The sequence below is a fragment of the Clostridium sp. CM038 genome (genome assembly GCF_055081105.1).
The window spans coordinates 3275277-3297331 of record NZ_CM143651.1; the positions used below are offsets into that span (position 1 = coordinate 3275277).

General features: G+C 30.9%; 21 protein-coding genes. 9 read left to right on the forward strand and 12 right to left on the reverse strand.

Annotated features, from left to right (window positions below; genetic code table 11):
• Positions 1-46 precede the first annotated feature (46 nt).
• The 3 genes from ACWJKS_RS15090 to ACWJKS_RS15100 are packed head-to-tail and all read left to right on the forward strand — an operon-like array spanning position 47 to position 3335.
• Positions 47-1189 carry a LuxE/PaaK family acyltransferase gene (locus ACWJKS_RS15090; protein ID WP_462952797.1) on the forward strand — a complete coding sequence of 381 codons (1143 nt, stop codon included), beginning with the start codon at positions 47-49 and terminating at the stop codon, positions 1187-1189.
• Positions 1186-2535, forward strand: coding sequence for an acyl-CoA reductase (locus ACWJKS_RS15095; RefSeq protein WP_462959882.1), 1350 nt, complete (start codon positions 1186-1188; stop codon positions 2533-2535). Before ACWJKS_RS15090 ends, ACWJKS_RS15095 begins: the two co-directional genes overlap by 4 nt.
• A 29-nt stretch (positions 2536-2564) precedes the next feature.
• Complete coding sequence (locus ACWJKS_RS15100; protein WP_216301885.1) at positions 2565-3335, forward strand: SDR family NAD(P)-dependent oxidoreductase; 771 nt, start codon at positions 2565-2567, stop codon at positions 3333-3335.
• Positions 3336-3421: 86 nt separating this feature from the next.
• Here ACWJKS_RS15100 and ACWJKS_RS15105 read toward each other — a convergent pair whose 3' ends face one another.
• Together ACWJKS_RS15105 and ACWJKS_RS15110 are read right to left on the reverse strand one after the other, a co-directional pair.
• Positions 3422-4249 (reverse strand): Cof-type HAD-IIB family hydrolase, encoded by an 828-nt coding sequence (locus tag ACWJKS_RS15105; RefSeq protein WP_216301884.1) that lies wholly within the window; start codon positions 4247-4249, stop codon positions 3422-3424.
• A gap of 83 nt (positions 4250-4332) precedes the next feature.
• Positions 4333-5685, reverse strand: a complete 1353-nt coding sequence (locus ACWJKS_RS15110) for a VanW family protein (RefSeq protein ID WP_462959883.1) — start codon at positions 5683-5685, stop codon at positions 4333-4335.
• Between the two features lie 174 nt (positions 5686-5859).
• On the opposite strand from ACWJKS_RS15110, the gene ACWJKS_RS15115 reads away from it, so the two are divergent.
• A complete protein-coding gene (locus tag ACWJKS_RS15115) occupies positions 5860-6900 on the forward strand; it encodes a M42 family metallopeptidase (protein ID WP_220319579.1) in 1041 nt (346 codons plus the stop codon).
• A gap of 49 nt (positions 6901-6949) precedes the next feature.
• Here the strand turns inward: ACWJKS_RS15115 and sleB are convergent, their stop codons facing one another.
• Positions 6950-7666, reverse strand: a complete 717-nt coding sequence (sleB, locus tag ACWJKS_RS15120) for a spore cortex-lytic enzyme (protein WP_369811880.1) — start codon at positions 7664-7666, stop codon at positions 6950-6952.
• A gap of 438 nt (positions 7667-8104) precedes the next feature.
• Between sleB and ACWJKS_RS15125 the strand changes: the two genes are divergently transcribed.
• Positions 8105-10057 (forward strand): YgiQ family radical SAM protein, encoded by a 1953-nt coding sequence (locus tag ACWJKS_RS15125; protein WP_462961084.1) that lies wholly within the window; start codon positions 8105-8107, stop codon positions 10055-10057.
• An 88-nt stretch (positions 10058-10145) separates the two neighbouring features.
• Here the strand turns inward: ACWJKS_RS15125 and ACWJKS_RS15130 are convergent, their stop codons facing one another.
• The 3 genes from ACWJKS_RS15130 to ACWJKS_RS15140 form a co-directional block, all read right to left on the reverse strand.
• A complete protein-coding gene (locus tag ACWJKS_RS15130) occupies positions 10146-10781 on the reverse strand; it encodes a hypothetical protein (protein WP_462959884.1) in 636 nt (211 codons plus the stop codon).
• A 65-nt stretch (positions 10782-10846) separates the two neighbouring features.
• Positions 10847-11734: a YegS/Rv2252/BmrU family lipid kinase gene (locus tag ACWJKS_RS15135; RefSeq protein WP_216301880.1), complete on the reverse strand. Its 888-nt coding sequence runs from the start codon at positions 11732-11734 to the stop codon at positions 10847-10849.
• A 184-nt stretch (positions 11735-11918) separates the two neighbouring features.
• Positions 11919-12347 carry a CBS domain-containing protein gene (locus ACWJKS_RS15140; RefSeq protein WP_216301879.1) on the reverse strand — a complete coding sequence of 143 codons (429 nt, stop codon included), beginning with the start codon at positions 12345-12347 and terminating at the stop codon, positions 11919-11921.
• Between the two features lie 231 nt (positions 12348-12578).
• On the opposite strand from ACWJKS_RS15140, the gene pssA reads away from it, so the two are divergent.
• Positions 12579-13091 (forward strand): CDP-diacylglycerol--serine O-phosphatidyltransferase, encoded by a 513-nt coding sequence (gene pssA, locus ACWJKS_RS15145; protein ID WP_216301878.1) that lies wholly within the window; start codon positions 12579-12581, stop codon positions 13089-13091.
• Positions 13092-13213: 122 nt separating this feature from the next.
• Here the strand turns inward: pssA and ACWJKS_RS15150 are convergent, their stop codons facing one another.
• The 5 genes from ACWJKS_RS15150 to ACWJKS_RS15170 form a co-directional block, all read right to left on the reverse strand.
• Positions 13214-13543: a hypothetical protein gene (locus ACWJKS_RS15150; protein ID WP_216301877.1), complete on the reverse strand. Its 330-nt coding sequence runs from the start codon at positions 13541-13543 to the stop codon at positions 13214-13216.
• 108 nt (positions 13544-13651) lie between these two features.
• Positions 13652-14698, reverse strand: coding sequence for a calcium/proton exchanger (cax, locus tag ACWJKS_RS15155; protein WP_165412673.1), 1047 nt, complete (start codon positions 14696-14698; stop codon positions 13652-13654).
• Positions 14699-14970: 272 nt separating this feature from the next.
• Positions 14971-15861, reverse strand: coding sequence for an L-serine ammonia-lyase, iron-sulfur-dependent, subunit alpha (gene sdaAA, locus ACWJKS_RS15160; protein WP_216301876.1), 891 nt, complete (start codon positions 15859-15861; stop codon positions 14971-14973).
• A 20-nt stretch (positions 15862-15881) separates the two neighbouring features.
• Positions 15882-16559: an L-serine ammonia-lyase, iron-sulfur-dependent subunit beta gene (sdaAB, locus tag ACWJKS_RS15165; RefSeq protein WP_165412671.1), complete on the reverse strand. Its 678-nt coding sequence runs from the start codon at positions 16557-16559 to the stop codon at positions 15882-15884.
• 60 nt (positions 16560-16619) lie between these two features.
• Positions 16620-18278, reverse strand: coding sequence for a nucleoside kinase (locus tag ACWJKS_RS15170; protein ID WP_462959885.1), 1659 nt, complete (start codon positions 18276-18278; stop codon positions 16620-16622).
• Between the two features lie 126 nt (positions 18279-18404).
• Here ACWJKS_RS15170 and ACWJKS_RS15175 point away from each other — a divergent pair, with 126 nt between their 5' ends.
• The 3 genes from ACWJKS_RS15175 (at position 18405) to ACWJKS_RS15185 (ending at position 20556) form a co-directional block, all read left to right on the forward strand.
• A complete protein-coding gene (locus tag ACWJKS_RS15175) occupies positions 18405-19094 on the forward strand; it encodes a DUF421 domain-containing protein (protein ID WP_216301874.1) in 690 nt (229 codons plus the stop codon).
• Positions 19091-19471 carry a DUF4363 family protein gene (locus ACWJKS_RS15180; RefSeq protein WP_165413649.1) on the forward strand — a complete coding sequence of 127 codons (381 nt, stop codon included), beginning with the start codon at positions 19091-19093 and terminating at the stop codon, positions 19469-19471. Before ACWJKS_RS15175 ends, ACWJKS_RS15180 begins: the two co-directional genes overlap by 4 nt.
• Before the next feature lie 137 nt (positions 19472-19608).
• Entirely contained in the window at positions 19609-20556 is a 948-nt protein-coding gene (locus tag ACWJKS_RS15185) for a ketose-bisphosphate aldolase (RefSeq protein WP_165413650.1), read from the forward strand.
• Positions 20557-20684: 128 nt separating this feature from the next.
• On the opposite strand, the gene ACWJKS_RS15190 is transcribed toward ACWJKS_RS15185, so the two are convergent.
• Positions 20685-21722: a nucleoid-associated protein gene (locus tag ACWJKS_RS15190; RefSeq protein WP_462959886.1), complete on the reverse strand. Its 1038-nt coding sequence runs from the start codon at positions 21720-21722 to the stop codon at positions 20685-20687.
• Positions 21723-22055: the final 333 nt, after the last annotated feature.

The following is a 22055-nucleotide window of genomic DNA, read 5'->3' on the forward strand; positions in this document are numbered from 1 at the left end:
TATCCATTAGTTTATGATTTTCAATAGTAAAATAGGAGGGTACTTAATGAGTAAATATAATTATTTTAAAGATTTTAGAAGTAATGTTATAAATCAATATGAGCAATGCAGTGCATATAAGTTGCTTTGTGACAATGAATCATACAATCCAAGCAGAGATCTAAATACAAAAGAGGATATTAATCATGTTCCTTTTATTGCGACCACCCTTTTTAAAAAGTCATCAGGGCTATATTCAAATCTTCTTAGAATAAATACAAAGAATCTTGAAAAGTGGACAGTTTCTAGTAGTACAAGCGGAGATCCTAGTGTAGTTGGAAGAAATCTTCCAGATCTTTTAAAAATCCAGGAATTGATGCGTTGCGATAAAAAGACACTTCGACCTCGATTTGATTATGAATGTGTTTTTTATCCAGAACCAGAAGTAATGAGAATGCATAATAGTGAGAATTTGTGTGATAAACCAACAGAGTCCTATATTGGAAACCTCCTTGATTTATTTGATTTTGGTAAAAGTACACTTTTCTTATTAAAGCCTTTTGAAGGTAATTTCCAAGTAGATATAGATGAATTTGAGAAGTTTATTACTAATCATAATAATAAAGAAGATTATCTTTTAGTTGGAGGGTCCACCCTAATATTTTATAATACTATTCAATATTTAATGGATAAAATGGAGCCTGTTAACCTTGGAAAGAATGTTTTAATTCATACTGGAGGAGGTGGTTGGGATGGTAGAAAGGGATCTGTAAATATTGGGAATAAAATTGAGAGATGGAGATTTGTAGAAACTGTATCACGTTTTCTCGGAGTACCGGAAGAAAATTTTATTGATTCATATTCTTTTACAGAAAATAGTTTCGTTATAACAGGTCATTATTCAAAGAAGCATAAGGATTATCTCTTCCATGTACCTAGCTGGGGAAGAGTAATCATAAGAGATGTAAAGACTCTTAATCCATTAAATAAAGTTGGAAACAAAGGATTTATTCAAGTACTAAATGCATATGGTACTGATACTTTTGCAGGTGCATCCGTGCTTGTAGATGATATTGGAGAAATAGTTTCTACAAATAGATGCCCAGATTGTGGCAAAGATGAAATGACCATAAAGATTCTTGGAAGAGTTAAAGGAGCAGAGGCTAAAGGCTGTGGTGCAACACTTAATGTATCAGGAGGTAAAAAATGAGAATTGAATATACAGTAGGAAAGACAATTTTAGAAAAAGATATAAATGGGTTAAAGCTAGAATTAAATTGTACAGATGAAGAACAGATAATTAGCGAGATAAAAAGACTTAATTCAAATAAGAAAGCTGCTCATGATATATCTACAGAAAGAACTATAGAAACTTTAGATAAATGTGCTAAACTATGGCTAAATAGAGAATATTCTCAGAAACATATTGATGCTTTGGCTACAATAACCAATCAAAGTCCGCAACTTGTAGCCTATGAACTTGAAGGAAGTATGTCAATGCTTTTAAGAGATAACATTGAAAAAGAAATTTTAGAAGAACTAGGGGATAGTGATGTACTTGATAATTGGGCAGAAACAAGCTATGGGTATTGCCATAGACAACCTAGAGGATTAATTTTCCATAACGTATCTGGTAATGCATTCATCGTAATCCCTGTAAGTATTTCTATGGGCTTATTATCAAAGAATTGTAATATAGTTAAAGTATCAGGAGATGAACCATATTTTGCATATGCTTTTTATCAAAGTCTATGCGAAATTGATAGCAGTATAAAGGATAGACTTTCAGTAACTTATTTTGATAGTTCCTCCTCAAATATATATGAAACTTTAGTAAAAGAAAGTGATTGTGTAGTACATTGGGGCGGAGCATATTCTGGTGGAATAATGGCTGGATTATGTGCTAAACATCAAACACATCTTATTATGCATGGTCCTAAAATTAGTTTCGAGGTAATAGATGAAGAAAAAGACTTGGAAGTTGTTGCCCAAAATATAGGAAGCGATATTGTATTTTGGGAACAAAAGGCCTGTTTATCTCCAAGAATTATTTTTATAAATAAAGATATAGACAGGATTTTTTTTGCTTCTGAGCTTGCTAAGTCCCTAGAGAATTTATCAAGTGTTTTACCTAAAGCATACTTGAATCCATGGAACTCAGTAAAAACAATACAAGATAGGCAATATTGCTTATTGAAATATGGCCTGAAAAATGAAACAAAAGTATATTCTTCAAAGAATGCTGACTATACAGTAGTTTTAAATGAAACATTACCAGATAAAGAAGATATAGATAGATGCTTTAATAGATTTATTTTTGTTAGCCCTTATGAAAGTAAGGAAGAACTTTATAATTATGTAGAAAAAAACATTAAAGATTACCTTCAAACTATGGGTTATAATGGATCTGATATTGAAATTATTGAAAACATGACTCAACTTGGAGTAAGCATTGTAACTAAGCCAGGTTTTATGTCTAGGCACTATCCAGGCACATCTCATGATGGAATGTTTAATTTACAAGAAATGACTTATGTAGTAAGCAGGCAGCTGTAATGACAATTCTCTATATGGAGGTAAACTAAATGAATTTTAAAGATAAGAATATTATACTCACAGGTGCCTCTTCGGGTATAGGCAATGAGGTATTAAAAAGATTAGGTGTGTATAATGCAAATGTAATAGCAGTTGGTAGAAATGTAGAAAAAATAAATAACTTCGGATCCTATGTAATACCATATTCCTGTGATGTATCTAATAAGGAAGAGATGGATAAGCTGTTTGAATATGCAATAGCTACTTTAGGTCATGTGGATATATTTATAGCTAATGCAGGTTTTGCCTATTGTGAAGAAATACTTGAGCCAGATTGGGGTCACATTGAAGATATATTTAAAACTAATGTAATTTCCCCTATTTATGCTTTTGAAAAAATGAAAAAACTCAATAAAGGAAAAGAATATCATGTAGCCATTACCTGTTCGGCTGTTAGTAAAGTCCCTTTACCAGGATATTCCTTATACTGTTCTACCAAAAGTGCAATAGATGGCTTTGGACGCGTCCATAATTATGAAATTAGAGATAAAGGCAGACTTTCACTAATTTATCCTATTGCTACAAGTACTAACTTTTTTAAAAGAGCTGGAGATAAAGCACCAGTACCTTGGCCAGTTCAGACAGCAGATAAAGTTGCTGAAAGCATAATAAAAGGTATTGAAAAAAACAAAAAATCTATATATCCATCAAAGGCATATGCAGTCACCCTTGGCCTTAATAGAATATTACCCTTTTTATATCCCATTTATGCTAGAATTCAAGCAAAAAAATTTATTAAATGGATAGAAAATAAAGCCTAATCATTGAAGTTGACTGGAGTAACTTCCTACAACTCAAAATTAGCCTTTCATTCCACTCTTTCAAGGATGGAATGAAAGGCTTACTATTACACTTCTAGCACAAATTTCTCAATAACCTTCGCTACTCCATCATTATTATTAGTATCAGTAATATATTTTGCAGCTTCTTTCACGAACCCATCTCCATTTCCCATAGCAACTCCAAGTCCTGCAATTTTGATCATAGATAAGTCATTTTCACTATCACCTATACAAATAACCTGTTCACGATTTATTCCATAATAATCAGCTAAAATCTTAACCGCATTTCCCTTTGATACTCCCTTATTTGTTACTTCAAAATTATCGAAATGAGAGCTTACCACTTCAAAATTATCCATATCTCTTAATGATATTTTTGCTTTTCGGATTTTTTCTGTATCCTCATCTACCCCTATCCCTTTAAAAATTTCAGTTTCATATTTCTTAAATATCTCATTCCACTCCTTCACGAGCACTACTTTGATCTGCTTATCCTTTGGTAGTGTTTTATTAACTCCCGCATAAAAAGATGTAGAATATGTTAAATTTTCCGTAAAAATCATGTCTTTGGTATAAAAATGCGGATAAATCTCATACTTTTTAAACACAGATAGCAGTTTTTCGCATTTTTCCACACCTAACGCTTCATTGTAAACTACTTCATCTCTATCTTTTTCCCTAATATAAGCACCATTCGCAGCTATTACCGGTGATTTAACTCCCAAGAGATCCGAGAAAAAATCAGCAGAGGCAAAAATTCTTCCCGTACATACCGCAATCTTTACGCCCTTTTTATTAGCTAGCCTTATAGCGCTAAGATTCCTTTCACTAATAGTTTTTTTATCATTTAGAAGTGTACCATCCATATCTATACATATCAATTTGTAATCCATATTTTTCATTCTCCTTCTTAAGTTTTTTTATTAAATCATCTTCTGAAATGTCATTAAGAAGAGAACATAACGTTAATTAAACGTTATGTTCTCTTCTTAGTACCAACTTTTATAGTTCCATTAATAACGTTGAATGTATCATTATTTATAACCTGTGTACCAATTAGCTTACCATTTTCGTAAGTTTTTCTATACACTTTGACTTTAAATCCTGCATAACCCGTCTTAACAATTTCTTTTTCATCCTCGTACTTAGTTGGATCTTGTATTGTTTCGGTCTTTGGCTGAGTAACTTCCAATACTTCACTTACAATTTCATAAGTTCTTTTAGTTAATGTGGAATTAGAATAAATGTTAAATGAGAGATTTCTGTTTGATATAACACCTTCAATGTATATTGGATACTCAAATGTGTTTTTAAACTTATAATCTAGATTGCCATAATCAACTGTAGCATCTTGTCCTTTTGGGATATAACCCGAAGAAATTGTATGATGAATTCTTTCTACAGAAAGAATTTCAGTTGTAAGCATTGCATTATACAGAGTAGATGAAACCTGGCATATTCCCCCACCTAACCCTTGCTCTAATTTATCTCCAACAATTACGCCAGCGGTTTTATATCCTCTTGCTGCAGTTCTCTCTCCTACAATTCCATTAAAGCTAAAGACATCTCCTGGCATAAGTAGTGTCCCATTTATACTTTTAGTAGACAACTCTATATTTGTAGCTCTGCCTTCTTGTGAACTTGCAAAGTTCGTACTATAGCTTGAAATTTTTGTATTTATCGCATTTAAGGAAGCTTCCGTAACTTTAGGACTTAATTTCTTTACTGGAGCCGTGATACTTATATCATCTCCCGAGAGAAGACCATTTATTTTACTTTTAATTTCTTTTTTCAATTTTACTGATTCTAACTGCTTTCCATAAGCGTCACTTGTAACACTAAAGTTTCCACTGCTAACCATAGTTATAGTTGCATTTACTGGATCTTTATTTATATCTTTTGTCATTTCCTCTAATATTTTATCAACAGCCTTATCATTATATTCAAAGGTCAGCTTTATTTGCTTATCATCAGGATTTTTAATAGCTTTATATCTTTGTAACATATTCATGTCACTTCCATAGCTCATTGCCTGCTTTATAGCTTCATCAATATTATATTTTGCGTCTAGCATTGAATAGTCCAAGGTATATTTTTTATCTTCATTTACTATTGTAATTTTTTTCTTAATCACCTTACTTGAGTACTTTTCCTTCATTATTATTTGGGCTTGTTCCTTAGTTTTACCTGTTAAGTCTTCATTTTCTATTTTGATTTTAGGTAAAATCAAAGAATCCCATTGTTTTACTTTAAAATAAGAGTAGCTAGTAAATATAATTGCACCTAACAACACTAAAATTCCTAATACTATAATTGCTTTTTTCTTCATATGTAATCTCCTTTTCTACTCAAGCATATTATACTACAAAGAATCTAATATTCCTATACTTTCCCCCTATTCACTCTTGCTTATTTGTTAACTTAACTTAATATTTCAGTTCCAATCAAGTGCCTTTTATGGTAAAATTAAACTTATACTGATTCCATTTTAAGGAGTGATAATATGAACTATAATGAAGATAAAATTAAATACTATTTAAAGAACATTTTATCAATATCTAGTCCTTCAGGTTATACACAAAAAATTATGGACTATATAAATGATGAGCTTAATATTCTAAACGCAGCACATTTCATTACTAATAAAGGTGCAATTGTAATCACCTTAAAAGGCAAAAATAACGATTACCAAAGAACACTTTCTGCTCATGTGGATACACTTGGTGCAATGGTTAAAAATATTAATTCCAGTGGTTCTTTAGCATTAGATCCTATAGGTGGATACATGATGAATTCAATAGAAGGTGAAAATTGCGCCATAGAAACTATTGATGGTAAAACCTTCACCGGAACTATCCATTGCACAAAACCTTCAGTGCATATTAGTGGTAATGATGCTCGTGAACTTAAAAGAACCCCTGAAAACATGGAAGTAATTCTTGATGAAAAAATTTCTTCAAAAAAAGAAGTGGAGGAATTAGGCTTAAGCGTCGGTGATTTCATTTGCTTTGATACGAGAACACTCTTTACCGAAAAAGGTTTTATAAAATCTAGGCACCTAGATGATAAGGCTTCAGTTGCAATTCTCCTTTATGCTATAAAACACATAGTGGAAAATAACATTGAACTTCCATATACAACTAATATATTTATTAGTAATTATGAAGAAGTTGGACATGGAGCTTCTGCATCAATTCCAGAAAACACTAAAGAGTTTGTATCAGTAGATATGGGTTGCCCTGGTCTTGATCAAAACTCATCTGAGTATAGTGTTTGTATTTGCGCTAAAGACTCATCAGGCCCTTATGATTTAGATCTAAGGAAAAAATTAACAAATATATGCAAAAAAGAAAACATAGATTATAAAATAGATATTTATCCACACTATGGTTCTGATGCTTCTGCTGCTCTAATAGCTGGATGGGATATTAAGACAGCTTTAATTGGTGCCGGAATTTTCGCTTCACATGGATATGAAAGGACTCATATGGATTCCATATTATGTACTCTAGATCTAATAATTAAATATTGCACACAAGAATAATGCATATAAAATAGTAGTAGAAATTTTCTACTACTATTTTATGATTATTCTAGCTACAAAATCTATGTTTACCAATTACTTTTATAAGTGTGCGTGACCATATCCACTTATTAGTAGCCGTTGCGGGATTAAAATAGAATACTGCACCATCTGAGGGGTCCCATCCATTTATTGCATCCCTTGCAGCCCTTACGGAACTTTCTTCAAGTTTTGCATTTATTTGTCCATCGACTATAGCTGTGAATGCCCCTGGTTGATAAATTACTCCCGCTATTGTAGCCGGGAATCTTGCATCTCTTGTTCTGTTTAAAATTGTTGCTCCAACAGCCACCTGACCTTCATAAGGTTCTCCTCTAGCCTCCCCATTTATGAGCATTGCTATTAAATCCACATCCTTATTATTTGTTACGTTTTGGCCGGAAGCTGATCCACCAGGAGTTGATGTACTAACCGAAATACCCATGGCCGCAAGTGTTTGTTTTCCTGCAATTCCATCTGCATCTAATCCATTACTACCTTGAAATGCTTTAACAGAAAGATATGTATTGTAACCATATATTCCATCAACACTATCCTTATGGTATCCCCATTGTTTTAGTTTAGTTTGAATTTGTTTAACTTGTTCACCACGCGCGCCATATTTGTAAACCTGTGCCATAACTTTCATACTAGAAATATTAAGGTAAATTTCATTTGCAAAATATGTAATTAAAACTATCATAACCACAGCACTACATCTTTTAAATAATTGCTTTTTACTCTTCAAATTAATTCCTCCTTAGAAAACAATCTATAAATTTCATTAACATTAATAGTTTGTTCTAAATTCCAAAAAAAATACACTATGCTACTATAATCTAATTAAGTAACACAGTATATTTTTAGAATTAAATTTCTGCATTATAATATTTAAAATACTCTAGTGAGTTATCTTTTATTATTACCTTAAAATGCTTATTTTCTCTTAAAATTCGACATTTTATAATCACAATCTAACATTTATAAACTTTTACAGTTCATATTTTTCAATAGTTATGTTAATATTATTAAATACAGTTAATACAAGACAACTAGCTTTAATTTGAGAGTTGAAAATTGAGGGTTATGGTTGGTTTTTATGAAAACCTGAAAAATATTAAACTATATTTTAAACTCGCAACTTTCCACTATCAATTCTCAACTAGTCTATTAGGAGGATTAAATGATATCAAATAAACAATTTTTACCTATTAGCATGAATGATTTGAAAGAAAGAAATATATCTCAATTAGATTTTATAATAATTACAGGGGATGCATATATTGATCATCCCTCCTTTGGAACTGCTATAATCGGAAGAACCTTAGAAAGAGAAGGCTTTACCGTAGGTATTATCGCCCAGCCTAATTGGGAAAGCGTTGATGATTTTAGAAAACTTGGAAAACCTAAATATGCATTTATTATAAATTCAGGTAATATAGATTCTATGGTTAATCACTATACTGCAGCAAAGAAAAAAAGACACACTGATCTTTATTCACCAGGTGGCAAGTCAGGTCATAGACCAGATAGAGCAGTAATTGTGTATTGTAATCGCGCTCGCGAAGCTTTTAAAAATGTTCCAATTATAATTGGTGGAATAGAGGCCAGCCTTAGGCGGTTTGCCCATTACGATTATTGGGCTAATAAAGTAAGACGAAGCTTATTAATTGATGCTAAAGCAGATTTACTAATCTATGGTATGGGAGAAAAAACTATAGTTGAAATGGCTAATCTTTTCAAGTATGGCATGAGTATTGATAAAATGACTACCCTTCGTGGAACTGTCTACGCTTCAAAAGATATTAGTGAACTTAAAGACTTTATAGAGGTACCTTCTTTCGAAACTGTTTCCACTGATAAAAATGCTTATGCAGAAAGCTATAAATTACAGTCTTTGGAACAAGATGACATAAGAGGAAAAGTAGTAATACAAAAACATAATGATCGATATGTAGTACAAAATGCTCCTCAAATTTCTTTAACGCAAAATGAAATGGATATAACTTATGGTCTGCCGTACACTAGAACATATCATCCTATATATGAAGATAAGGGCGGTATTCCTGCAATAATTGAAGTTGAATTTTCTATAACCAGCCATAGAGGTTGTTTTGGTAGCTGCTCATTTTGCGCTTTAACCTTTCATCAAGGTAGAGTTATTCAAAATAGAAGTCAACATTCTATTATAGATGAAGCAAAGCTTTTAACTACCTTAAAAAATTTCAAAGGATACATTCATGATATTGGTGGGCCTACTGCAAATTTTAGACATAGAGCTTGCAAAATCCAAGAAAAAGTAGGTGTATGCCGAGATAAACAATGTATGTTCCCAACTCCATGTAAAAATCTTATTATCGACCACACTGAATATTTGGATTTATTAAGAAAAGTTAGAGTAATTCCAAACATTAAAAAAGTTTTTATTCGTTCTGGAATAAGATATGACTATTTAATTTCTGATAAAAACCCTAAGTTTTTTGAAGAATTGTGTGAACATCATATTAGCGGACAATTAAAAGTAGCACCTGAACACATAAGCGACAAGGTACTAGACCAAATGGGAAAATCAAAGCAAGAAGTATTTGACCGTTTTGTTAAAAAATATTCGCAGACAAATAAACAATTGGATAAAAATCAATTTTTAGTACCATACTTTATGTCAAGCCACCCTGGTTGTGACTTAAATGAATCAATTAAATTATCAGAATATATAAAAGAAATGGGATATACTCCTGAACAGGTCCAAGACTTTTACCCAACACCCGGGAGTTTATCTACCACAATATTTTACACCGGAATTAATCCTTTCACGAATGAGAAGGTTTATGTTCCAACTGAGCAAAAAGAAAAAAATATGCAAAGGGCTCTGATGCAATTTAAAAATCCAGATAACTATAATATTGTAAAAGAAGCACTAATAAAAGCTCATAGGGAAGATTTAATTGGTTTTGATAAAAAATCATTAATACCGCCAAGACCTATGAAGGCAAATACTAATTCCAAATTTAAAGGGAATAAAAATTCTAAAGTAAGTCCTTTAAAGACCGGGTCAAAACCCGTTTCAAATACTACTTCAACAACCGTTTCAAAAACTGACTCAAAAATTAGTCCTAGCAAAAAAAGAACTAGAAAATAAAAAAGCATATATGACTACAAACTTATTTGTAGTCATATATGCTTTTAAAATTTTCACCTGCGTTGCTATAACATTAACGATTTTGCCTTTACTTTTTAAACTTTATTAAACCATAATCTATGGTTATAATCCAAGAAATATCGCCTAGCAATAACCATGGGAGATTTCCATTTATTGAAGTTAGAATTACTGAAATAATTGTAACAATAGAAGATATTATTATTATTGCTGATCCTAGTTTATTAGAATATGTTTTGTTAAAAAGTTCTATACCTTTAATAATAAAAACTGCATTTATTATAAGTAGTCCAATATAACAATAACCTTCTAGTTGTAATTCTATAATGTATCCACAAAGGATTGATACATTAATATCTGAAGCAGATTTATATATCATAATGCAGTATACTACAGACAACATTAAGCAGATAAATAAAATCTTTTTAAGTTTAATTTTATTGTTTCTTGCAAATATAAACACTGAAATAACGCCACATATTGGTATGCTAAGTAAATTTGTGAATACCAAAGGTTTTAATAAATATAAATAATTTTGATTTTTTATAACGGAAAGGATTATTAAAGCTATGTATCTAAACGTCATTAAAATTAAAGCAATAAGACTTATTATTTTAATTTTTTTAGGTGCATAAATCAAACTAGAAATTATACCTTCATACAATAAAAAAAACACTATCAACAGCAGTAAAAAATATATACTCATTCATATACTCTCCTAAAATTGCTACTATTAATATTTATTAATTTATGTTTGATATTATGCTTAATTTACTTTATTTTAGTACCTAATATAGATATTCCACCTTTTTCACATTCTATAAGGAGTGGGAAATCGGGTCCTCTTTCTCCATCTATATCTGTACCAATACCTTCGAAGCATTCTATTTCTAATCTATTAGTCTTAAAATAAACAATTCCTTCTATATTTTCTAAGTGCTCATTTCGAATCATTTTAATAAAAATATTTAAGATATTCTTCATGTTTCCAGCCTTTATAATAATTACATCTAAAAGTCCATCGTCCACCTTAGCTTTATATGCAAATTTTAAATTTCCTGCAGTTTGTCCATTGAACACTAACATTAAATACATATTTCCATCAAAAGAAACTTCATCTGAACTAACTTTTATTTTTAGTTTTCTAAAATTAGGTAACTGTTCAATTCCTTTTATATAATATGCAAGTTTTCCTATAGTGTTTTTTAGATCCATATCCATTTTTTGTGATATATCTGTAAATAAACCTGCACTCGCTACATTCAGAAAATATTTATCATTTATTTTCCCTATATCTATTTTTTTTGCATCGCTTGTTAATATTTGATTGCATGCCTTTTCAACATCTTGAGGCATTCCTATATAATTTGCAAAATCATTTGCAGTACCTGCGGGAAGAATTGCTATAGGTAAATCAATATTTTTTTTTTTCATCTCATTTACTACAGTATCTAAAGTTCCATCTCCACCTGCTATTAAAATGTATTTGTAATTTTTGTCTATATCAAAAAAAGCATCTGATATAGGATTTTCATTGCATATTCTATATGGCACTATCGTGTGCTTATATTTTTGATGAATCATTATTATCTTATCTAAATCTGATGCTATAGTATTTTCTCCAGAATATGGATTATAAATAAATTTTACCTTGTTCATTACATTCTCCCCTATTTCCGTTTAAATTTAATATGTTATTTATAAACATTATACCTCTTTAAAAATGAATCCACAAGATTTACCTTTCCTGTGGATTTTTAGTTAATAAAATAAAAGTCAATAGTAATTTAACATATAATTGCGCTAATAAATTACATTTTTTATTTATTTTTTAACATTCTCATTAAATATTCTGTGTGCATGGGATAGAAATATCACTGAGTACGTCCCTAGCCTCTTCATGAAGCTTTGGTTCTAATGCCACATCCCCTAGCGAAACCATCCCAACTAATTGATCCTTTGCCGTTATTGGTAGCCTTCTTATTTGCCTTTCACTCATAATCCTAATAGCATCATCCACATTCATATTTTGATCTCCTACTACTGGGTTAGAAGTCATAATATCTCGAACTTTTTGCGTTTTTACATCCTTGCCTTCTGCCACGCATCTAAGTATTATATCCCTATCCGTTACAATACCAATCACTTTCTCCTTTGTTTTTACAGGAATTGATCCTATATTATGTTCTTTCATAAGCTCGGCTGCATGCTTTGCAGTATCATCTACAGATAAACTTAAAACGTCTTTAGTCATTATTTCAGAAACTTTCATTTTATATTCCTCCTTCTTAATTTTTTATGTTAGATAAAAATTACTAATATTATTATTTTAACCATAAATAAATGTTAATATTAATATTTTTTTATTATATTTTTCCTTGACCACCCAATAATAAAATTTATGATTTCATACTTAAATGTTTCTATAATATGATGTATAATTTAAAGTATGATTTTATATTAATATATTAGTGAAATTTTATTATTTTAGGAGTGATATTTAGTGAAGAAATCCTCTATACCCAATATTCTTACTTTTGGAAATTTAATTTTTGGTTTATTATCCTTGCTAATGACTTTTCAAGCTAATTACAAATTATCTGTAATTTTTATATTATTAGCTGGTTTTATGGATAGATATGATGGCCAAGTAGCACGCTTTTTACAAGTATCTAGCGCTTTAGGAAAAGAATTGGATTCATTAGCTGATCTAGTATCTTTTGGCGTTGCACCTTCTTTGCTTATATATAATTTATATAATTTCATTTCCTTAGGCTATTTGGGTTATATTTGTTTTTTAGTTTTCCCTGTAGCTGGTGCATATAGACTAGCACGATATAATAACTCTAAATTTAATAATGTTTATACTGGTATCCCTATTACTATTTCTGGAATGCTTTTAGCACTCTATGCTTTCGTGACTTTAAATTCTCCACACAATTTCCCTCTTACTATTATTATAATATTTATACTCTCTTATCTTATGGTAAGTAAATTTCAAATAAAAAAAGTGTAAGAAATATAATATTTCTCACACTTTTTTAACGACATCTCATCTCAGAAGGAAAGTCCACAATTTTATAACAGGAGATGCTTAATAGCTCCGCAGGAGATGCTTAATAGCTCCGTAGGAGATAATTAATCTTTTAACCTTAGCTCCTCGTCAATCTCTGTTTCTATATACTCTGTTTGAATCTTGCAGTTCATAACCTCGGTCTTAATTTTGCAATAAGACATATAACTATAACCCGCATCGTCTAGCACCTTTATTGTTTCGTCTATAATATCCCCCAAATTATCAGCTCTTTTTAATGCATCCTTAACCTCACTTTTTTTAGATAGTGCAATTTTATTTAATTCATCTGCTCCACCTATTAATAGCCTATAAGAACTAACTAGTTTAGTTAAAATATCTGCTAAATTATTTACATCATCGTAATAATTCTGAATTACTCTTCTATGTGCCAAATAATCACCTTTTAGTTTAATTATATTATTATATATAACTATTTATGCTTAGGTGCATTAAAATAAATAACAAGTCAAAGGTGTGACTTGTTATTTATCTGAATTTACCTAGACAATATAATAATATGCTAAAGTAATTATGATATAGGTAGTAATTAAAATACTTCCTTCTAGCCAATAGGTTTTCCCATCTTGAAAGACTAAAAAAGACATACCTACAGCTATACTACACATTATTATGTGAAAGGTTGGAAATAGAAGTGTCATATTTAACCCCATAAAACAAGAAAATATTACAAGCACAGGGGTAACAAAAAGTGAAATTTGGATGCTTGATCCTATAGCTGTTTCTAAGCTCATATCTACCTTATTTTGCATTGCACACATTATTGTAGAAACATTTTCTCCTATATTACCCAAAAGTGGAATTAAAATTATACCTATGAACTCTTGGGATATATTATAGTTTTTAGTAAACTCTCTAATATTATAAATTAGCTTATCACTTATAAAATAAAGTAATACAGATATACAAATTAAAATCATTACACTTTCAATAACTTTTTTATTCACGACAACTTTTTTTTCTTCTTTATCCACGCTTACAACAAACAAATTGTTATGAGTATACAATGAGAATATTAGTCCTAAGATATAAATACCTATCAGTAAAAAAGCAACTTTCACACTTATGGATATAAGTACCGAGTCCTTAACTACAGAGTATCTATTTAATGTTGCTATAACTACCATGGAGGACAAGGCCAATAGTAACATATTGAAATTTGTTCGTGCTATTATCCTATTGAAATTCTGCTGCCTGAACTTAAATCCTCCAAACACTACCGCAATTCCAAGACCCAAAAGCATATTGTTTACAATTGACCCAATTAAAGAAGCTTGAACCATAGGTATCATTCCATACTTTATTGACCATATTCCCATCATCAGCTCTGGAACATTGCCTACTGTAGCAGCTAAAAGCCCCCCTTTTTTTTGCCCTATATAATCTGAAATGCTAGTGGTTTGATCTCCTAGTAGAATAGCTAACGGAACTATAGCTATAGAATATATTATTGTATTTATTAAACTTGAAGAAGTGCTTATAAACATTAATGCAATTACACCGATTATAAAAATATAGGTTTTTTTCATTCACAACACCAAACTATCATTATTTTGCACTTTCATTTACGTATTCTTCATCAATCCCCTCAAAAATATCTTCACTAATATTTCTGTATGTGTTATACACTTCATTTTCATCTGTATTGTACCACTGCATTTCTATCCCTCCCTTTAATTAGTTATCTCCTTTATTATTCTATTCATTATGATTTTAAAGGTTACTTTACTAAGTGATGTGATATACAAAAAAGAGGGACACCCCGTTTAGGATATCCCTCTCTTAACTTCCAACAATATATTTATTTAAGCGAACCTTGTTTTAATAATATTTTTTTTGCAAGTTCAAGTCCTGTAGGAGTAGTTGCAAGCCCGCCCATAGCTGTTTCTCTTAATTCACAAGGTAATTGTTTTCCCACCTTATACATGGCAATTACTGTATCATCAAAAGGTATTCGACTTGTAACCCCACTCATAGCCAAATCTGCAGTAGTCAAAGCACTTACTGCACCAGCTATATTTCGTTTAGCACACGGCACCTCAACCAACCCTGCGACAGGGTCGCATACTAGTCCTAAAATGTTTTTTATAACAATAGCAGCTGCATTTAGTGCCATAGCGGGAGTACCACCCATCATTTCCACTACAGCTGCTGCGCCCATGGCAGCGGCAGAACCACATTCAGCCTGACATCCACCTTCAGCTCCTGACATTGTAGCATTTTTAGCTATTATAATTCCTACTCCAGAAGCTGTGAATAACGCATTAATTAGCTCATCTTCAGTTTTATTTAACTTCTCTCCTGCTGTAATAATTACTGCAGGAAGTATTCCACAAGACCCCGCTGTCGGCGCAGCGACTATTTTTCCCATGGCTGCATTCACTTCTGAGCAAGAAAGAGCTCTCGCCATTGCTTTTATCATAAATTCACCTGTCAGTGTATTTCCCCCCTGCGCATACCTATTCAGTCTAATTGCATCCCCACCTATTAATCCACTAATAGATCTAGTTTCATTTGTAAGCCCATATTCCGCAGCTTCTCTCATTATATTTAGATTTTTCCTCATCTTTTCAACAATTTCACTACGCGTAAATCCACTTTCTTCTTGTTCACACCTTATTGTATATTCCGAAATCGGTATATTTTTCTCTTCACATACACTTAAAAGTTCTATCCCTTTGTTTACAAACATATTATTTCCTCCTCGCTGTATTACGACCGTTGCACTGGTGATATTTCTCTTATACTGTAAATATCCTCCATAGACTTAATCTTACTTAATACGTTTTCAGTTACTATGGTATCTGTCTCAAACACCATGGCTGCTTTTAGCCCTCTACTATTTCTATACACATTCATAAATGCTATGTTAACATTTCCATCATATAACAAGGTACTTACTTTTGAAATCATCCCTGGAATATCTTTATGGCTAATTATAATTGTTGGATAGTTACCTGTAAATTTAACTGGTTGGCCATCAACTTCAAATATCGAAATATTTCCTCCTCCAACAGACGACCCAACAACTTCAACTATTTTCTCATTTTTTTTTGTTATAATAAACTTTACTGTATTAGGATGAACATCTCCCAAATCGTCCTCAGCAAACTCTATTTGGAGCCCTTGATTTTTAGCTATAGCTAATGAGTCTTTAAGTCTATCATCCCAAGGATCCATCCCTAAAATCCCTGCTACTAATGCTCTATCCGTTCCGTGGCCTTTATACGTTTTAGCAAAAGAACCATGTAAAACAAATTTTACTGATATTATATTTTTCCCTGAAATTATAGCGGCAATTTTACCAAGCCTTGCAGCCCCTGCTGTATGTGAACTTGATGGCCCTACCATAATTGGACCCAATATGTCAAAAACACTATAGTTTTTCATTTGTTTCCCTCCTTGTAAGCATCTGCACAGTATAACGTAATTATTTTATTTCCAGGTGCTTTAGTATTTATAAAAGCAACTTCCGCCAGTAAATTCTCTTATTATTGAATTATCTGGTACTAAATCTTTATCTACATCTTTAAAAAAATTAAGAAAGCTTCTTAATCTACTTGCCTCATAATATACTGGACTTTCTTCCCCAACTTTATTAAGCTCGGCTAATGCAAATTTCTTAAGCACACAAAGCTCATATACTACGCTAGAATTAAACATTGCATCTGCCTGCTCTTGAAATACAAAAATATTTTTTTCCTCTCCACGTTTTATAGAAGGCCACATTTTCAGTGTATCTTCAACGCCGTATCCTCTTGATAAATAATCTCTAACTATTCTCCTTGTCATTCTTACGTCTGTTGTAGAAATCCTGTTGTGATCATCTAAATTAAGCTGTGTTAAAGGACTTATATATATTTTAAATTTACTATCCTTAGATATAGATGAAGTTAAAATCTCATTTAATCCATGTATTCCTTCTACAATCATAACTCCATTTTCGGGCATTTTAATTTTATTACCATGCCATTCCCTTTTCCCTGTTTTAAAATTAAAACTTGGTACTTCAGTCTCTTTGCCTTCCAGTAATAATTTTAAATCCTTATTTATAAGCTCTAAATCTAAAGCATATATAGATTCAAAATCATATTCTCCACTTTCATCTCTTGGAGTGATTTCCCTATTAATAAAATAATCATCTAATGAAATAAATATTGGTATTAAGCCGTTTACCCTCAATTGAATCCCTAATCTTTTTGAAAAAGTAGTTTTCCCTGATGAGGACGGTCCAGCAATAAGAACCAATTTCACCTTTCCCCGCTTATAAATCATATCCGCAATATATGCAATTTTCTTTTCATGAAGTGCTTCTGCTACTCTAATTAAATTAACAATATCGCCATTTACCACTTCATTGTTTAGTGCACCAACACTTCCAACACTTAGTATTTCTCCCCATTGCGCTGCTTCATAAAATACTTTAGCTAGTTTTTCGTGTTTATAAAATTTAGGGATTCTATCTGGTTCATCATTTGTTGGATATCTTAATATAAACCCCGGCTCATAGTACATTAAATCAAATATTTTTAATATTCCTGTTGAATAAGCCATAGGGCCATAGAAATAATCATATCTCCCATCTAGTTCATAAAGCTTTATCTCTTTTCCTGTTACATATTTTAAAAGCTTAACTTTATCTTGCATATCATACTGCGTAAAAATTTCCACTGCCCTCTCTTTTGAAAATGCTATCTTTCTTATAGGAATATCCGCTTTTATTATTTCGCTCATTCTGCTTTTTATATCATATATGTCATCAATATCTAGTGCAAGAGTCTTATGAATCTCACCAAATAATCCCTTACTTAAAGAATGTTCGATAGAAATTTTAGCTTCAGGGAATAATTCAGAAATTGCTTTTATTAGTACAAATTGAAGGGTCCTAACGTACGCCATCGTTCCGATTCTACTTGTAATATCTACGAGTTCAAAATCACCCCCATGCGTGATAGTACTTCCTAGCTCATAAAATTTATTGTTGATTTTACCTAAAACTACTGGAAAATCGCTCACTAAATTATTTTTTTTAATAATATCATTTAATATAGTTCCCTCTGGAACTAAAATGTTTCTACCATCCTTAAGTCCTATATTGAAACTACGCATACAATCATCCCCTATTTTTAGTAGTTATTACTATTATACTTTAGTTTTTAAAAAATGTATCCTTTCCCCCTTATAATTTTTGAGTTTAAAGGAAACATATACATCATATGTTAAAGAGGTGTTATTATGCTTATTTTAGTAATCAGAACTTTTGTCTTATACTTTACAGTAATATTTATTATGAGAATGATGGGTAAAAAACAAATAGGTGAGCTTGAACCTTTCGAACTTGTGATTGCATTGATGATTTCTAATCTTGCAACCTTCCCCATGGAAGATATAAGAATACCAATTATACATGCAGTTATACCAATATTCACTTTGTTATTTCTCCAAATAGCCACTTCCTATATTGAACTCAAAAGCGAAAAGGCTAGAAAAATTTTAACAGGTACTCCGAGCATATTAATAAAAAATGGCAAAATTGATATTGCAGAGCTCAGATGCCAAAGATTTAATATTAATGATTTATTCGAAGAACTTAGATTAAAAGGGTATTTTAATTTATCCGATATCCAATATGCTATTTTGGAGACTAGCGGTGAGCTATCCATATTGCCTAAAACTAGTATTTCTAATGCAACTAAGGATGATTTAAATATATCCATAGCCCAAGAGTCTTTGCCTATACCTTTAATTATGGATGGCAATATAAATTATAAAAATTTAAATCTTTTAAAAAAAGACATAACTTGGTTAAACAATATATTAAGAAAAAATAATATTTTATGTGCTAAAGATGTTTTCATAGGAATGATTGACTCTAAAAATAAGTTCTATTATCAACTTAAAGAAGGGAAAGATAAGAAAATATGAAAAATGTTATTGTAGCCTTCGGCTTATTTTTTACAATGATTATAGGCATATTTGTATCTATTAATCTTATAAATTATAATTGCGCCCATTTACAAAATTTGAATTCTTCCTTAGAAAGCTATATACTTAAAGAGAACTACGAAGATGCATACAATTTATCACTAGATTATGTAGCTGATTGGAAAAAAGCTTCTAAATTTTTAACTATATATATACATCATGAAGATACAGATCATATGGACAACGAGCTTTTAAAATTAACTCAATATATAAAAATGAAAGATAAGTCTGAATGTTTAGCCACTGTACATAGTATGAAATATCTTATAGATCATATAATGTCTCATGAAAAAGTATCTATAAGCAATATTTTTTGATTTTTTAAATTTATGGGTACAATTTATAGTAAAGGGGTAGAAAATAGTCCAATTATAGCTTATAATTATAACATATCATAAAAGTCCCGCAGGGACAATATATGTCCCTATTACAAAATTTGAAAGGTGGAATTAACATGGCTTTAGTTACTACTACTAATATGTTTAAAAAAGCTTTAGAAGGCAATTACGCTATTGGAGCTTTCAACATCAATAATATGGAAATAATTCAAGGAGTTGTTGATGCTTGTGCTACTCACAAGTCAGCTGTTATACTTCAAGTATCAGGCGGCGCTATGAAATATGCTAGACCTACTTACCTTAGAAAAATGGTAGAGGCAGCTGTAGAAGACACTGGTCTTGACATTGCTCTTCATTTAGATCACGGTTCAGATTTAGCACAATGTAAACTTGCAATAGCTTCTGGATTTACTTCAGTAATGTATGATGGTTCTCATCTTGATTATGAAGAAAATGTAAGAACAACTAAAGAAGTAGTTGAATATGCTCATTCTAAAGGTGTTGTAGTTGAAGCAGAACTTGGAAAGCTTGCTGGAATTGAAGATGATGTTAATGTTTCCGCAGCAGACGCAACTTATACTGATCCAGAACAAGCTGTAGATTATGTAACAAGAACTGGTATTGATTCTTTAGCTGTAGCTATAGGAACAAGCCACGGTGCATATAAATTCAAAGGCGAAGCTAAACTTGATTTTGAAAGATTAGCAAAAATCACAGAAAAATTAGAAGAAGCTGGAAAGCACAATTTTCCAATAGTTCTTCACGGAGCATCTGCAGTTGATCAAGATTACGTTACTATGATCAATGAATTTGGTGGCGAAATGAAAGGCGCAAAAGGAATTCCACTAGATATGCTTAGAAAAGCAGCATCTATGGCTGTTTGTAAAATAAATATGGATACTGATTTAAGACTTGCTATGACTGGTTCAATAAGAAAAGTTCTTACAAAAAATCTTGGCGAAATAGATCCTAGAAAATATTTAGGCGAAGCAAGAACTAACATAACTAAATTAGTTGAAAGCAAAATCACTAACGTTTTAGGTTCTTCTAATTCTTTAAAATAAATTAGATTAAATTCATTTAAATCTAAATTGTTAAAACAAAAATACCCACAGTATATTCTACTGTGGGTATTTTTGTTTTATTTTTTATTATATAGGAAACTATAATGTTTTTATACTTTTTTTCTTATCTATTTTTCAACATAATTGCTTACATGTTTAATAACCATATTAATTGTGCCATCACCATTTCTTTGTATTTCAAAGCGACTATTATCATGATACGTTTCTTCATTTACGTATAAATCTATATCTTTATCAATTTTTAGTCTTACTCTTTTTAGCTTTTTGTCTATCCACTCTTTATCAAGGCTAATATTTTCTGAAACTCCTTGTTCTGTTATAAATTCAACAAATTTTTCTTTAGTATCATTATTTTCAGAAAACATTTCCTCAGACAATTCTTTAAGATCAATATTATCTTCTTCTCTAAGCTTTCTTTTTATAGTACTTCTAACAACTTCTGCTTCATCTGCATTTTCTGCAAAGTTGTTTTGCGTGAATTTTTCAGCTGCCTTCACGAAGTTTTTAGTAACATCTCTTTCATTATCAATAATTGTGCAACCTAAGAAATTACTTATAAAGTAGTTTGAGCCATATTCCTCATCTTCTTTATTCTTGCTTTTTTTATCGATAACCATTAAATCAAAATTATTTTCATCTCTAATTGGTTTTAAAAACGTACATTTTTGTATTCTTTGAGAACTACCAGGTAACCCTGTAACCTGCGATACTATATCAATGCCTAACTTATTATCTACAAATTCGATAGTGTGCACATAGTTTTTAATATAATCCATTTTAAATATCCCAAGCATTGGTCCAAACTCTGTGGTAAAAGATACTATTACCAAATCACAGGAAGGAACGTTCCCAATAGATCTCATTAAAATAAACATCTGCCTTGCTAGTTCCTTAGATACCGCCAGTAAATTATTCTCACCATTTAAGTATTCTTGTGATAAATCTTTTACTATATTTCGATCGGAATTAAAGACTCCATACTTTAATTCTTCATCCTTTAAGCACTTCTGGATATGTTTCAGTAAATAGTTATATTTTTCTTCATCTAAGTCTAATGCATATTCATTCAAGATAGGTTCATCTGCATTGTTATCTAAAACATGAATAATAGCCTCATTTATATTAACTTCTTTTATATACTCCAAAAAAACACCACCTTAATATTTATCTAAGGCGCATTTAAACAAATAACAAGTCAATAATGCTAGTCCATTTATTTAAACGTGCCCAATTATTATACTATGTATCGTCACTTATAACAAAGTCATATATTGCTATTATCCTTAGTTCTTAACAGACTATTATTGTGACTACCTATTTTCCTGTATTGGAATTTGTAATTTTAAAGCAATATTAATGTTACTTTACTTAAGTTATGATATAATCACAATTAATGGTATAATAAAGAATTAATGATTAGATGTATAAAAATAGAAGCATAACAATTAATAACTGCTATGTTCCTAAGAGTGACAAGG

What these genes read in the sequence shown, in the direction of transcription:
- ACWJKS_RS15090 (WP_462952797.1), top strand. Translation starts at nt 47, where the DNA reads ATGAGTAAATATAATTATTTTAAAGATTTTAGAAGTAATGTTATAAAT.
- ACWJKS_RS15095 (WP_462959882.1), top strand. Translation starts at nt 1,186, where the DNA reads ATGAGAATTGAATATACAGTAGGAAAGACAATTTTAGAAAAAGATATA.
- ACWJKS_RS15100 (WP_216301885.1), top strand. Translation starts at nt 2,565, where the DNA reads ATGAATTTTAAAGATAAGAATATTATACTCACAGGTGCCTCTTCGGGT.
- ACWJKS_RS15105 (WP_216301884.1), bottom strand. Translation starts at nt 4,249, where the DNA reads ATGGATTACAAATTGATATGTATAGATATGGATGGTACACTTCTAAAT.
- ACWJKS_RS15110 (WP_462959883.1), bottom strand. Translation starts at nt 5,685, where the DNA reads ATGAAGAAAAAAGCAATTATAGTATTAGGAATTTTAGTGTTGTTAGGT.
- ACWJKS_RS15115 (WP_220319579.1), top strand. Translation starts at nt 5,860, where the DNA reads ATGAACTATAATGAAGATAAAATTAAATACTATTTAAAGAACATTTTA.
- ACWJKS_RS15130 (WP_462959884.1), bottom strand. Translation starts at nt 10,781, where the DNA reads ATGAGTATATATTTTTTACTGCTGTTGATAGTGTTTTTTTTATTGTAT.
- ACWJKS_RS15135 (WP_216301880.1), bottom strand. Translation starts at nt 11,734, where the DNA reads ATGAACAAGGTAAAATTTATTTATAATCCATATTCTGGAGAAAATACT.
- ACWJKS_RS15140 (WP_216301879.1), bottom strand. Translation starts at nt 12,347, where the DNA reads ATGAAAGTTTCTGAAATAATGACTAAAGACGTTTTAAGTTTATCTGTA.
- cax (WP_165412673.1), bottom strand. Translation starts at nt 14,698, where the DNA reads ATGAAAAAAACCTATATTTTTATAATCGGTGTAATTGCATTAATGTTT.
- sdaAA (WP_216301876.1), bottom strand. Translation starts at nt 15,861, where the DNA reads ATGTTTGTAAACAAAGGGATAGAACTTTTAAGTGTATGTGAAGAGAAA.
- sdaAB (WP_165412671.1), bottom strand. Translation starts at nt 16,559, where the DNA reads ATGAAAAACTATAGTGTTTTTGACATATTGGGTCCAATTATGGTAGGG.
- ACWJKS_RS15170 (WP_462959885.1), bottom strand. Translation starts at nt 18,278, where the DNA reads ATGCGTAGTTTCAATATAGGACTTAAGGATGGTAGAAACATTTTAGTT.
- ACWJKS_RS15175 (WP_216301874.1), top strand. Translation starts at nt 18,405, where the DNA reads ATGCTTATTTTAGTAATCAGAACTTTTGTCTTATACTTTACAGTAATA.
- ACWJKS_RS15180 (WP_165413649.1), top strand. Translation starts at nt 19,091, where the DNA reads ATGAAAAATGTTATTGTAGCCTTCGGCTTATTTTTTACAATGATTATA.
- ACWJKS_RS15185 (WP_165413650.1), top strand. Translation starts at nt 19,609, where the DNA reads ATGGCTTTAGTTACTACTACTAATATGTTTAAAAAAGCTTTAGAAGGC.